Origin of the sequence: Paenibacillus sp. FSL R5-0923, assembly GCF_038009145.1 — a bacterium.
Taxonomy (GTDB): Bacteria; Bacillota; Bacilli; order Paenibacillales; family Paenibacillaceae; genus Paenibacillus_AQ.
This window is the reverse complement of sequence record NZ_JBBPAT010000001.1, coordinates 1,346,431-1,360,700: the sequence shown is the minus strand read 5'-3', so window position 1 is coordinate 1,360,700 and position 14,270 is coordinate 1,346,431. Positions and strand designations below refer to the sequence as shown.

Genomic DNA, 14,270 nt, shown 5'->3' with positions numbered 1-14,270 from the left:
GTCAATAAGTTTCCTAATGGTTAGCGTGGTCTAAATATCCGTTCGTTAATCGTTTCCTACTATTATTCCACCCTGGTAATCGGCGCAAACCCTGCAAGCAGTCGTTTTACACCCACTGGTGCCGGAAAAGCAATCTGCAGCTCCGTATCATTCCCGGTGCCCTTTACAGCTACAACGGTGCCAGTGCCCCATTTGCCGTGCGAAACTTTATCACCCGCTTTGTATTCGCCAGCTGCTGCAGCCCCTGCTCCAGTAGCGCGCTGTGCGCCTCCGGAGGTTACGGTCACGCTGCTCTTGCTTGTCGCTGCGGACGCTGTGCTTCCGCTGCCAATCGGCGCCGCACCAGCAGCTCCACCTCGGCCGCCGAAGTTCCCACGACTGCCGCCACTGAAGCCGCGTCCGCCATAAGCACCGCCTACCTCCGAGCCTCCACGTTGGAAGCGGTCCTGTGTCTTCGCGGTATCTTCCTTCAACTCCTCCGGAATCTCTTCAATGAAGCGGGACGGCTGATTCGCCGTCGTCCGCCCAAAGAGCGTACGCATCCGCGCGCAAGAGAGAAACAATTGTTTCTCGGCGCGGGTGATCCCTACATATGCAAGCCGGCGTTCCTCTTCGAGCTCATCATTGTCTTGGAAGGCTCGGCTGTGCGGGAACACGCCTTCTTCCATCCCGACGATAAATACCGTTGGGAACTCCAGACCTTTGGCGCTGTGCATCGTCATCAGGACTACAGCGTCACTACGGTCCTCTTCATCATCATTCACACTATCAATATCTGCGATAAGTGCAAGATCCGTGAGGAAGGAGACAAGCGACTTGTCCTCGTTATTCTTTTCAAACTCCATCGTCACGGACAAGAACTCATCAATATTCTCTAGTCGCGAGCGAGATTCGAGAGTGTTTTCATTTTGCAGCTCCAAACGGTACTGCGACATCTCCAGTATTTTTTCCGTCAGTTCTGTTACGGACAAGAACTCCACCATACGGTGCAGAGCTTCAATCATATCGTAGAACTCTACTAGCATATTCCGCGTCCGTCCGGCAAAGCCCAAATCATCTACAGTTTGCAGTACGCGGAAAATAGAAACACCACGCTCACCAGCCGCAGCTGCCAGCTTACCAACCGTTGTATCCCCTAATCCCCGCTTAGGTACATTAATAATACGCGTCAGGCTGATATCATCATCAGGGTTAGACAACAGGCGTAAATAAGCGAGCAGATCTTTGATTTCTTTACGATCATAGAACTTAATCCCGCCTACGATTTGATACGGAATATCAGATTTAATTAGAATTTCCTCGATTACCCGTGACTGGGCATTCGTACGGTACAGTATCGCATGATTCTGGTAGGCTTGACCCTGTTTCACATTTTTGCTGATTTCTCCGGTTACAAAGTAACCTTCATCATGCTCGGAGTCCGCCCGGTACACCTTAATCTTGGCGCCTTCCTCGGAATCGGTCCACAGCTTCTTCGGCTTACGTCCACTATTGAGTGCGATCACACCATTGGCTGCATTCAAGATATTAGCAGTTGAACGGTAGTTCTGCTCTAGAAGAATGGTCTTCGCTTCTGGATAGTCCTCTTCAAAATTAAGAATGTTCGTAATATCCGCTCCGCGCCAGCGATAAATCGACTGGTCACTATCCCCTACCACACAAATCCGGTGGTGGCTATCAGCGAGCATACGGCACAACATATACTGCGCTCTGTTCGTATCCTGATACTCATCCACGTGGATGTATTTGAATTTCTTTTGGTAGAAATCAAGGACCTCGGGAACTTCCTTAAACAGTTCGATGGTCTTCATAATCAAATCATCAAAATCAAGCGAGTTATTGCTTCTTAGACGCCTTTGATACATCTTATATACCTTTGCAACTAAGCCTTCAAAATAATCGCCAACCTTCTGCTCATACTGCGCCGGAGTGATCAGCTCATTCTTGGATGCGCTAATGATAGCCTGCACAGCTTTTGGTTCGAATTTCTTCGTATCAATATTCAGTTCCTTCATACAGTTACGTATTACGGATAACTGATCTGTAGAGTCCAGAATGGAGAAGTTGGAGGTAAAACCAATCCGCTCGATATCCTTCCGCAAAATCCGAACACACATAGAGTGAAAGGTGGATACCCAGATATCTCTTCCCTCAGGTCCGACAAGCTTAGATACACGTTCCTGCATTTCCCGCGCGGCTTTATTCGTAAACGTAATCGCCAAAATCGCCCAAGGCGGCGCCTTTCGATTGGCAATCAGCCAGGCAATTCTATGAGTCAACACTCTCGTCTTCCCACTGCCCGCACCAGCCATAATCAAAAGTGGTCCTTCAGTAGTTTCGACAGCCTGTCTTTGTGGAGGATTCAGTCGACTTACTGCGTCTTGTATGCTAATAAGTTGCATGTGTAACATGCTCCTTTCTAAATATAAAATCACAAATCATAAGTAGTCCTAAAAATAACCACTAAGCATAAACGCCTTTGGCGTCATAAGGACGGTAAGTGTTTATGCGAAAATATAAGGATAATGTATCACGTGAAACTTATACTCTCTTATATTTTAATCGAATTGCTCTTGTACTGTCTTTTTTACAGCCGCAACTGTTAGCAGTGCCTGCTGTACATCACTATAAATAATATTGCCGACCACTACTGTATCACATAGAGCTGCTGCCTGCTCGGCTTCCGCCTCACAAGTAATGCCCCCACCATAAAAAAGTTGGGCGTGTTCCACCATTTCGCGTACTGTCCGCACAGTCTCCATATCCCCGAACCTACCGCTGTATTCAAGATAAACAATCGGCAGTGACATCAGCCTGTCCGCAACCTGAGCATAAGCAGCCGCTTCTTCAGCATCAATGGCCGTCTCAGCCCCTGTAATCCGTGCAACTGAAGAGGCACTATTCAGCACAATATAACCTTCCGTTAGAAGCGAATCCCATGGAATCATAAATCCATAGCGTTCAATAGCTCGGCGATGATGGCCTACAATCCAAGCTGGATCGGGCGTATTAAGCACCATAGGGATCATATAAAGATCAAATCCGGGAACAGCAGCTTCAAGTTCGGATACCTCAAGTGCACAAGGTAACTCAAACTGTTTTACTCTTGCTAGGAGATCCACTGTATTCTCATAGGTTACTCCTGTTGAGCCCCCTATCAGTATGGCATCCGTGCCAGATAAGCAAACGGCCTCCAAATCCTCATCCGAAATCATCCGGTCAGGGTCTAGCTTAAATACATGCCGCCAAGGTTTGATCATTTGCTGCACTGATTTCATGAGAATCATCCTTAATAGTCATTTGGGCAAGACAAAGACACTCCTGCCGCCGCAAAAGATATAGATCTAGTCTATGCCAGCACAGCAGGTGTGTCAATTTAAAGCGAACAAAAATGCGAACATTTTTTCGTATTTTTTAATGGTAATAAGTAGTCTAAGATTTCAACGTACATCTGAGATGTTAATCAAATCCTCTTCGGGTACAAAATCAGTATAAAAACCATCCACGCCCATACGGGCCAGTTCCCTAATTTCAGCTTCTTCATTTACTGTATGAACATATACACGAGCGCCAGCCTTCTTCAGCTTTTTAACAAAGCTCTTGGTGGCTCGGCCAACTGGCATGGTAATATCCACACCTGTTTTATTAACAAACTCAATAACTTGTTCATCCGTATCCTTGGATTGGTACAGAGTGTAAAGCACTTCTGGAAAAGAATACACCTTATTGATCTCATCAAGCATCGACTGATTATATATTTGTGGAACAATCCGATCTAATATGGCTGGATCCCGGCGCTGCGCCGCTTCTACCAACAATGTAAATTGTTTATTTATAAGTTCAGGTTTGATTTCTTTCGTATCGGTCACGATATAGGCATCTGGATAATGCTGCATCAGATCAAGCAACTTCTTGACATCGATTGGGGTGTATATATTCAGGATGGGACTATCCATGAATTCCTTAAAATCTAGTACCACCCCTTGTTTATTAGCAGGGAGAACATCCAACTGACCTAAAAGCTTACTCATGTTGCCTGACCACTCATGCCTACCTACTAGCTGATCATCAGCTGATAATAACAAGTCTACTTCAAATACGCGAGTTCCCTGTGCATAATTAGCAACAAATGCTTCAAAAGCATTGGTGTATGTATGCCCGTTAATGCCACCCATAGCATGTGCAATGACCTTGTGAGCTTCAAAGCCGCTTGCAGGCTGTTCATCTTCATTACTAAAAGCGATTACAAGTAACATGATAAGAGCTCCAATTACAATTACGGTAGCAACAATCTTTTTCTTATCCATAGTTGATAGTTTCCTTTGCGAAGTTTAGATTATGAAACAATAGAAAAACAATACCCCGCTCTACCATAGGTAGAAACGGGGATCGTATAAAAGTTTAATAAATCCAAAATAAGTGCAGGAATCAATAAGCATTTTTGTTGACGAAGCCGTTGCGAATTGTTTTGAAAATAATTCGAATGTCAAACAGTAAAGACCAGTTCTCGATATAGAAAATATCGTGTTTGATCCGCTCCTCGATGGAAGTGTCACCGCGAAGTCCATTGCTCTGTGCCCAACCTGTGATTCCAGGTCGTACATGGTGTTTTACCATATACTTTGGAATTTCATCACGGAACTGTTCCACATAATATGGGCGTTCTGGTCGAGGTCCCACCACACTCATATGTCCCAGCAACACATTAAAAAATTGCGGAAGCTCATCCAGACTTGTCTTACGGATAAAGGTCCCAAATCTTGTTCTACGAGGATCTTCCCGCGTACTCCAGCCTGTATCCTCTTCACCATCCTGCTGCATCTTCATGGAGCGGAACTTATACATCATAAAATTACGACGGTTCAATCCCACACGTTCCTGCCGGAATATAATCGGTCCCGGAGAGGTCAGTCGGACACCAAGAGCCACGATTAGCATCACTGGTGAGATCATAATAATTGCGAACAAAGAGAACACAATATCAAACAATCGTTTTGCCATCTTATTACCCGTCATATCTAGTGGAATATCACGAACATTAATCATTGGCATGCCTGCAAAGTTATCAAAGTAAGGGCGCGCTGGTAAGTAGTCGAAAAAGTCAGGGATAATCAATGTGCGTACACCTGCTTTTTCACAGGCCGCAATAATTGAAGGATACTTCGAATGGGCATCAAGTGGCAGCGCAAGTATAACCTCATCCACAGGCAGCATCTCTAGCATTCCAGACAACTGGTCAACTGTTCCAAGAATCGGTTTATATCGTTGTTCTTCAATTCCATCCCAAGTATGATAGTCATCCAAGAAGCCAATCGCTTCATATCCAAGCTCAGGGTATTGCTCTAGATTATTGTAGAATCTTTTGCCTAGCGTACCTGCACCGATGATAAGTACAAACTGTCGGTTGAAGCCTTTTTCGCGAAAAGATTTAAGCATCTTCTTCAGTACATAACGGTACAGCATAATAGAAAGAATGTTCAATCCCATGTAAAGAGCTAGATATGTTCGGGAGATATTTATTTCTTTCACGAAAAACATCAGACCGAGCAGAATGAAAATGCCCATAATATGCACTTGGAAAATCTTAATGAATTCATCGACAAACCGTTTCTTACGCTTCGGCAAATACAGCGACAGCAGTATACCGACTAACACTGCAATTCCGCCATAAATCATACTCCAGTAAGCGTACGACTCTACAGGCAACGGGTTTTCGTACTCCATCCAACCACTTCTAAACTTTAGCCACCAGGCTATAAGGAAGGACAGCTGGATGACAAGAAAGTCAGCCACCATATAGAGCTGTGTCAAAAATTTCTGATTACGCCGAATCATAAATTCACCTCAGTATTCTTTTCGTTACGTGCACCTGTTTCATTAGCGGAGTTAAGACTCTGAGCAGGTGATGGGACTGTTTTAGGCGAAGTTAAGGCATTCCGCAAAAGCGAAAGTGCGAACTTCACACCTACGCCGGCATATACTGTTCCATTTATCATACTGTTGTACTTCTTACTATAATGCTTACGATGAAATAAAATCATTGCCCGGTGGAATTCATAGACGATCTTAAACGGTCTGCGTCTGGCGCTGCCGCCTTTAAGATGCACGATAGCAGTCTTCGGATAATAATAAATCTCCCAACCAGCCTCTTTAATACGATAACACCAATCTAAATCCTCACCGTACATAAAGAACTCTTCATCCAATCCACCCACCTGGTTAATCGTCTCCCGCCGCAGCAGCATAAACGCACCAACCAGACAATCTATCGGGTAATCAAGATCAGGGTCCAGATAACCTAACTGGTAACCGTTAAACCTCGGACGATCCGGAAATAGCTTACTAAATCCAAAAGCATAATAGAACGAAGCAGACGGTGTAGGAAACCCCCGCTTGCAAGCTTTATCCAGCGAGCCATCCGGTAAAATAATCTTGCACCCTGACGCTCCTACATCAGGCCGACTATCCATAAAGGAGATCATCGTCTCTAGCGTATCCTTACGTACCACCGTATCTGAATTCAGCAGCAGCACATACCGTCCGGATGAAGCTTCCATCCCCTGATTATTAGCACGGGCAAAACCGACATTGTCGTTATTTGCGATCAACATTACACCTGGAAACTCTCTACTAATCTTCTCTACCGAATCATCATTGGAATTGTTGTCTATTAAAATAATCTCATAGGAATAGTTCGTTGCTGAGTCATACACCGACCTGAGACAATCCATCGTCAGGCGACACGTGTTGTAATTAACAATAAGTATGCTTACATCTACATTCACTGCGTAACGCTCCTGACAAATATAGTAATCTACCGACAATAATTATAACATAAAACCTCCCTGAGAGGAGGTGACGTTTCAGGGAGGTTTTTCCAGATGCGGTTTAGCTTTTGTGTTTCTTTCTCTCTTTTATCGCGGCTTGTATATACTCCCGCTTCTTTTTTAACGCAGGGAGCTGAGTAAAAAAGGACTTCCACGCTGTAATTAACTGTGGCTCTCTCAGAAGCATATAACCATGAGCTGCAATTTCATAGGGGAGAGAAATGAAGATTGTTTTCAGCAAAGTTCGAGTCGGTTCATTCTTGTAGATCATTTTGTAGCGGTTAATGTAAGATATTCGTCGGATGAACAACGGCTTAGTGTTACGACCAGACGTTTTCCAGCCACGTTCGTGATACCCGATCGCCTCAGCATCATAATATCCCTGCCAGCCGAATATCTCCGCCCTCCAAGCCACATCCACATCTTCCTTATAGGCAAAAAAGTCTGCATCAAAAAACTCGCCACCAACACTTATGTCGTTGATCATCCGTCGAGAATACATCGCAGCCGCTCCTGATACGCCGAATACAGGTCCTGACTGTGTCCATTGGTCTGCTGGTTCGCCTGCTCCGCTATCAAACGCACGCCGTGTTCTGTTCATACGGAGACCTGTGCTGTCTACCAGCCCATGATCGGCCTTTAGCAAAAGCTTGCCTGTGGCGCTGCCGATCTGTGGATTATTCTCCATCTGTGTGATTAGTCTGGAGATATAGTCTGGAGCCAGCGTAAGGTCAGGATTAAGAACGAGCACGTAATCTGTATTCGTGGCCGAAATGGCCTGGTTGTGGGCTGGGGCGAAGCCTGTGTTAAGCTCATTCTCCAGAAGGTCAATTGTTGGATATTGCTTTATCTCCCTTGCGGAGTTCATAGCTTCATGCCCCACCAAGAATGCAGCGGGTGAGTCCGAGTTAAACTGGTGATAGAACGTTCTGACCTTATCCGCCGAACCATCAGTTGAAGCGTTGTCCACTACGACAATTTTTTTGACCAAATAATCCTGTGCCATTACTGCCTCTATACAATCTATGATGTCGTCAGCACTGTTGTAGGTGACGATATGTACACTTACTGTTTTGTTATTCATGAGTATCCTCGACTTTGTAATTTCTTGTTAACTACACACTCCCCTCTTATTATAACGAAAGAATACAAAAAACTCCCGTATCGTTATGAACGATTTGGGAGTTTCAATTGCTACTATCTTATTCTTTTAGCTCTAACAGGAAATCTCTCAGGCCCTCACGCCAAGGTCGAATATCCTCAAATCCATTCGTACGTATCGACAAATGCTCCATCACCGAATTCCGAGGACGCGGTGCAGGTCTTGGGAACTGTTCCGTAGCACAAGGTTCAAGCTTTGCGGTGAATTTCAAACCCAAAATATCCTCAGCCTCTGCAAAGATCGCCTGTGTAAATTCAAACCAAGTACATGAGTCGCTATTTGACGCATGGTATACACCATACTTCTCAGTTTGGATAAGCTCAAGCAAGAAACGAGCTAAATCAACTGTATAGGTAGGCGAACCCTTTTGGTCATCGACTACTTGAAGCATTGGCTTTTCTTGACCAAGCTTTAGCATTGTTTTGACAAAGTTATTCCCGTATTTACCATACACCCATGATGTGCGTACGATGAAATACTTAGAGGAAAGGGATTGAACTAACACTTCACCCGCACGTTTCGATTTACCATATATACTCTTAGGGTCTGTATTATCATACTCATGGTAAGGCTGTACTCCCAAACCATCAAATACGTAATCCGTACTAATGTACACCAGCTTAGCTCCAGCTTTTTCAGAAGCTAGCGCTACATTTCGACTGCCCATTGCATTAATTAAATAAGCTGCATCGATGTCACTTTCTGCCGCATCTACTGCTGTATGCGCAGCACAATGAATGACAGCATCCGGTCCATACTCACCAATAACCCGGATACACTGATCCAGATCGGTGATATCCATCTCTTGACGGTCGCAGCCCATCACTTGGTGACCATGATGCTGGAGTAGTAAAACAACATCCTGACCCAATTGTCCGGCCGCACCTGTAACAAGTACCTTCAGTTGAGCCATTACAGAGATTCTCCCAAACGATCGCCATATTGTAATTCAGCGTACTTCTGGTATTCCCCAGATTGAATGCGAGTCCACCATTCGCGGTTATTGAGATACCATTGGATGGTTTCTTTAATACCTGTTTCAAACGTATGTTTTGGCTTCCAACCCAGTTCGTTCATAATCTTGGTAGGATCAATTCCATAGCGGCGATCATGACCCGGACGGTCTTGAACATAAGTAATCAGTGAATCAGGTTTGCCAAGTTCCTGCAATACTGTGTTCACGATATGCACATTTGTACGCTCGTTATTACCACCAATGTTGTAAACTTCGCCATTCACACCCTCATGAATGACTAAATCAATCGCGCTGCAGTGATCCTCAACATACAACCAGTCGCGGATATTCATCCCATCGCCATAAACAGGCAACGCTTGGTCCGCAAGTGCGCGAGAGATCATCAACGGAATTAGTTTTTCAGGGAATTGATACGGGCCATAATTGTTCGAGCAGCGGGTAATGTTTACTGGCAGACCAAATGTTTCATGGTAAGCACGAACAAGCAAATCCCCACCTGCTTTACTTGCAGAATAAGGACTGTTCGGAGTCAAAGGAGTTTCTTCAGTAAACAACCCAGTTGCTCCAAGTGATCCGTACACCTCATCCGTAGAAACTTGAACGAACTTAGTAACACTGTATTTTTTCGCCGCATCCAAAAGCACTTGTGTTCCAAGCACATTCGTCTTCACAAACACTTCCGGCTCCAAAATACTCCGATCCACATGCGATTCAGCAGCAAAATTCACCACCACATCCACACCTTGGCTAAACAAAGCATCCATTGCCTGTACATCTGTAATATCAGCCTTAGCAAAAGTGTAATTAGGGTGACTCTCGATTGACTTCAAATTCTCCAGATTACCCGCGTACGTCAACGCATCTACGTTAACGATTTGATAATCAGGATGTTGTTGCAGCATGTATAATACAAAGTTGCTGCCGATAAATCCGGCTCCGCCGGTAACTAGCAGTTTCATGTGTAGACCACCTTTATTTCATGAAATATTGTGTTTATAACTCAAAATTAAGTTCAGCGTCCTTAAGTAGAGGGTGGCGTTGATCTTTATCCGATAATATCGGACTAGAAGTCGGCCAATCAATACCTAAGGCTGGATCATTCCATAATATGCCGCGATCATTTTCGGGGGAATAATATTCGTCCACCTTATATAACACTTGGGTGTTAAGAACCAATGTGCAGAATCCATGCGCGAAGCCTTTTGGTACAAGCAATTGGCGTTTGTTATATTCACTAATGACAACCCCAAGAGATGGATTGGTTGTCTTGGATAGACTGATAGTTAACGCTGAACTTATGCGTTATATCTTTCCATAAAAACACCCCGTTTGTCACCATGGACAACCGGTTCGATAAGGTTTGCGAAATATCTATTCTATAATTTTATTTTATCAAACTATTCATCAAACAGAACATTCTTAGCCAATTCATTTGCTCTGGCTAGCGAAGATTGTGTCCCAGCATCTGTAGAAAATACCAGCTTGTTTGAATATATAGATTACGTGAAAAATCATTGGATATTTGCCTACAGGGAGAAAATATTTGTTGGTGACTTTAGTGAGAGGGTATAGATGAGAGCCCATGCCTCCAGCTGGGATAATACCTTTCACCTGTAGCCCTCCTTATTGATCATCTAAAAATTAATTCTTTCTTTCTCAACAACCAGCGGCCTTTTCAGCACCTGAGTATGAATGGATCCTATATACTCTCCAATGATACCTATAAAAAATAATTGAACAGAAGAGAACAAAAATAGTCCAATAATAAGAGGAGCAGTACCTAACGAGAAATAATTCCAAAAAATCAGTTTTGCAAATAAATATCCCAAAGCTACAAGCATACTCAAAGCAGACATAGTAAATCCAAGTATAGCTGCCAATCTTAATGGTATCTTTGAGTGGTTAGTAATACCCAACATTGCAATATCATATAAGGTATAGAAATTATTTTTAGTTATTCCACGTTTTCTAACAGGCTGAACATATTCAATTTTATAGCTTTCAAAACCAATATCAGAAATTAATCCTCTGAAGTACGGATATGGATCATCAATTTCTTTTAAAATACGGATAATTTGTTTATCATATAACCCAAAACCCGTATTATTTTTTGTCAATTCTATCTCAGAGACACGGTTTATGAAATTATAATACATCTTTCGTATTGCAAACATTGCTTTGCTCTCATGACTTTGGGTCTTTACACCTAAAACAACTTTATAGCCTTCCTCCCATTTAGCCACTAAATCTTTAATCATTCCCGGTGGGTCCTGTAGATCTGCTACCAATAATATTACAGCGTCACCCTCGGCTTGCAGTAGAGCATGATATGGAGAACGGATATGCCCAAAGTTGCGGGAATTAACAATAATTTTAGCATTATGGTCATCTTTAGCAATTTCTTTTAAAATAGCCACTGTTTTATCTTTAGAAGCATTATCAATAAAAATATGCTCATAAACATAATCGGGCATTTCTGCAAAAACTGCCTTCACTTGATTATATAGCTCCCGAACGTTCTCTTCCTCATTATAGCAAGGTGTTACTATACTAATTGTTTTCATCATTATTCCTCATTCTGAATTGTTGATAACCGTCTCTAACACTTTGTAAAGAAGTGTAGCGAGGTTGATAGCCGATTCCCATTGCATTATCATTATTTGAATAATAATTAGTTTTTGAACCTGTTATTGAGGCGTATGCAGTCTCTACCTTTATTTCGAACTTCAAACCATGCTCATCTGCAAAATAGTTTAACATTTCAAACTTAGATAATGGATTACGCGAATACACATCATAAACATCATTTTTTATGTTCTTATTAAAACAAAGCTCAACAAGCTGAAGGAAATCTTCAGGATGTACATAGTCTCTTTTAATATCTTCTGATGAGGTATATAGTATTTCTCCAGTCTGTACATGATCAATTATTTCAGTTATTAGAAATTTAGACTCCAAATCAATGTAAGAGCTAAAAAAACCAAACACACGAAGGTCTACAATTTTCAGGTTATGAAGACTTCTATGTTTTGCCTCCATATTAAGCTTAGCTATCCCGTAATAATCCTTAACAGTTAAATTATTAACATTCAAGTTCAAAATTTTATCTCTTGTCGCAGGTGCTTCGAAATCTGATCCGTATGCTGCTCCACTACTAAGATTAATATAAACTGTTGCAGGTTTCTTTTGTATATATTGCAAAATTAAATTATCGTATTGCTCAGTAATTTGAAATACACTAAATGGATTTTGTACTAAGTCTTGTGGATTGCCTACACCTATACAATTAATGATGGCATCATAAGTAGCTTCTTGTTGGAATTGTTCATAATCACAAATATGGATTTGTTCTGAAATATTATTTTCTTTAAGAAAGGCACTAAGTCTTTCCGTAGAACGAGCGAATAAATTCAATTGATAGTGCTTCGTAGCGGAAAGGCCTTTAATTAAATTTTTAGCGATATGACCTGTAGCTCCAAGTATAGCTATATTCACGCAAGTATCATTCAACAATTTTCTAGAACCCCTTTAGGTGGGAATATCCATTTCGTCCACAAGATCAATTAACATTATTTTTTTCAATTCTTCCCTATCCAAATAAGGGTACATATCCTCAATAGGTCTATTGACAACTAACTTAGGATGCACCTCAGTTTTCTTCTCCAACTTCACTTCGATGAATGCCGGTCCTACAGTATTCAAGAACTGTTCAAGCTGGTGAACTTCGTCCATCGTGTTCATTTGAAAAGCTGGAACTGCATATGCTTTAACTATATCTATAAATGAAGGATTAGGATTCACAGTTGATTGTTGTCTGCCTTCGAAATACAGATCTTGAAATTGCCTTACCATACCCAATGAACTATTGTTCATAACTACAATTTTAATTGGTAGATTCAATCTTACAATAGTATCTAATTCTTGGATATTCAATTGAAAACCGCCATCTCCTGCAATGACAAGAGTCTCATCTCCGTTTGATAATGAGGTACCTATTGCTGCAGGTAGAGCAAATCCCATAGCTCCCATCCCACCGGAATTCAGCAGTCTCTGGTTCTTTGATAATTTGAAGGATTGGGATGCCCACATTTGATGTTGTCCAACATCAAGACAAATTGCACCAAATTGCTCGGACTTAGATGATAGTAATTCCATAAAGCGATTTGGCTCAATTTCATTTCCTTCGGGTTTAAACGAATAAGTTGGGTAAAGGGCCTTTAATCTTTCAATTAATTCTAACCACTCATTAATATCAGGTCTATTGAATTCAGATCTTTCTAACTCATAGTTCATTTTTTCCAAGAATTCACTTAAATTCGCTTTTACAGCAAGAGTTGCTTCAACCTTACTATTAAGCTCGTTATAATCAATATCAACATGTATCTTTTGAGCTCCACGACCAAAAGTATCCGGTCGGGTTCCGGTTTGCCTGCTATCCAGTCTTGAACCTAATATAAGCAATAAGTCACAATTAGCAAGAATCAGGTTACTGTATCTGTTACCATATGATCCAATTAAACCTGAATACAGAGGATTATCATGTGAAATCACATCGAGTCCCATTAATGAACTGACCATTGGAATTCCAGTTTTCCCTATGAATTTGGAGAGTTGTTCTGTTGAATTGCTGACCCTTACACCGCCACCTGCTAGAATCAGCGGTCTCTTCGCTTCGCCTAACATACTAATAATTTTAGAAATAACAGGTTCATTTAATTCTGAATCTTTGGAGAGTTCTTTATATTCTTCACTATCAAAGAAACTAACTAAAGTTTCAGGTTCAATTTGTGCTCTTTGAAGATTCATTGGAATATCCAACAATACTGGACCAGGACGACCATTTTGAGCCAGATATATTGCTTTTTCTAATTCATATCTAATTTGATCTGGCTCAGTAACCATGGCAGCATACTTAGTTAATGGTTTCGCTACACTAACAATATCTGTTTCTTGAAACCCAATCTGTCTCACAGGTCTTTCAAACTTGTATTCATAAGTATTTACCTGTCCTGTGATAAATAAACAAGGAACTGAATCGAAATAACAGCTCCCTATTCCGGTTAGCAAATTCAATGCCCCAGGTCCACTCGTTGCCATAGCGACCCCAAGTTTCCCATTCATTCTTGCGTAAGCTTCAGCAGCAAAAGCACCTGCCTGTTCATGACGTACAGAAATACAATCTATATCATCTCTAAACGAAACCGAATCTAATAAGTGGACGATAGCGCCACCAATAAATTCGAAAACATGTGATACGCCCTGTTGTTTTATGCAGTCTATAACGTAATCCGATAGCTTCAAGTGT

11 protein-coding genes and 2 pseudogenes are annotated in these 14,270 nt (G+C 42.0%); all 13 read right to left on the bottom strand.

The window, feature by feature from the left end:
• Window positions 1–62: 62 nt before the first annotated feature.
• Window positions 63–2,402 carry a DNA helicase PcrA gene (gene pcrA / locus MKX35_RS05935; RefSeq protein WP_076297846.1) on the bottom strand — a complete coding sequence of 780 codons (2,340 nt, stop codon included), beginning with the start codon at window positions 2,400–2,402 and terminating at the stop codon, window positions 63–65.
• 156 nt (window positions 2,403–2,558) lie between these two features.
• Window positions 2,559–3,278 carry a heptaprenylglyceryl phosphate synthase gene (locus tag MKX35_RS05930; protein ID WP_179086618.1) on the bottom strand — a complete coding sequence of 240 codons (720 nt, stop codon included), beginning with the start codon at window positions 3,276–3,278 and terminating at the stop codon, window positions 2,559–2,561.
• 162 nt (window positions 3,279–3,440) lie between these two features.
• On the bottom strand, window positions 3,441–4,307 hold the full coding sequence (locus MKX35_RS05925) for a phosphatidylinositol-specific phospholipase C/glycerophosphodiester phosphodiesterase family protein (RefSeq protein WP_076297848.1): 867 nt from the start codon (window positions 4,305–4,307) through the stop codon (window positions 3,441–3,443).
• 121 nt (window positions 4,308–4,428) lie between these two features.
• Complete coding sequence (locus tag MKX35_RS05920) at window positions 4,429–5,835, bottom strand: undecaprenyl-phosphate glucose phosphotransferase (protein WP_076286915.1); 1,407 nt, start codon at window positions 5,833–5,835, stop codon at window positions 4,429–4,431.
• A complete protein-coding gene (locus MKX35_RS05915) occupies window positions 5,832–6,731 on the bottom strand; it encodes a glycosyltransferase family 2 protein (RefSeq protein ID WP_371916453.1) in 900 nt (299 codons plus the stop codon). Before MKX35_RS05915 ends, MKX35_RS05920 begins: the two co-directional genes overlap by 4 nt.
• Before the next feature lie 157 nt (window positions 6,732–6,888).
• Window positions 6,889–7,911 carry a glycosyltransferase family 2 protein gene (locus tag MKX35_RS05910; RefSeq protein ID WP_076286917.1) on the bottom strand — a complete coding sequence of 341 codons (1,023 nt, stop codon included), beginning with the start codon at window positions 7,909–7,911 and terminating at the stop codon, window positions 6,889–6,891.
• A 118-nt stretch (window positions 7,912–8,029) separates the two neighbouring features.
• Window positions 8,030–8,893 carry a dTDP-4-dehydrorhamnose reductase gene (rfbD, locus tag MKX35_RS05905; protein WP_076286933.1) on the bottom strand — a complete coding sequence of 288 codons (864 nt, stop codon included), beginning with the start codon at window positions 8,891–8,893 and terminating at the stop codon, window positions 8,030–8,032.
• A gap of 8 nt (window positions 8,894–8,901) precedes the next feature.
• Entirely contained in the window at window positions 8,902–9,924 is a 1,023-nt protein-coding gene (gene rfbB, locus MKX35_RS05900; protein ID WP_076286918.1) for a dTDP-glucose 4,6-dehydratase, read from the bottom strand.
• A 34-nt stretch (window positions 9,925–9,958) separates the two neighbouring features.
• Window positions 9,959–10,320: pseudogene (locus tag MKX35_RS05895) on the bottom strand (dTDP-4-dehydrorhamnose 3,5-epimerase family protein).
• A gap of 118 nt (window positions 10,321–10,438) precedes the next feature.
• Window positions 10,439–10,576 (bottom strand): annotated as a pseudogene (locus MKX35_RS05890) (sugar phosphate nucleotidyltransferase); the annotation flags it as partial.
• 23 nt (window positions 10,577–10,599) lie between these two features.
• Window positions 10,600–11,532 carry a glycosyltransferase family 2 protein gene (locus MKX35_RS05885; RefSeq protein WP_076297850.1) on the bottom strand — a complete coding sequence of 311 codons (933 nt, stop codon included), beginning with the start codon at window positions 11,530–11,532 and terminating at the stop codon, window positions 10,600–10,602.
• Window positions 11,516–12,478 carry an NAD-dependent epimerase/dehydratase family protein gene (locus MKX35_RS05880; protein WP_081382652.1) on the bottom strand — a complete coding sequence of 321 codons (963 nt, stop codon included), beginning with the start codon at window positions 12,476–12,478 and terminating at the stop codon, window positions 11,516–11,518. The genes MKX35_RS05885 and MKX35_RS05880 overlap by 17 nt, the downstream gene beginning before the upstream one ends.
• 15 nt (window positions 12,479–12,493) lie before the next feature.
• Window positions 12,494–14,266 (bottom strand): thiamine pyrophosphate-binding protein, encoded by a 1,773-nt coding sequence (locus tag MKX35_RS05875; RefSeq protein ID WP_076297851.1) that lies wholly within the window; start codon window positions 14,264–14,266, stop codon window positions 12,494–12,496.
• Between the last annotated feature and the right edge of the window lie 4 nt (window positions 14,267–14,270).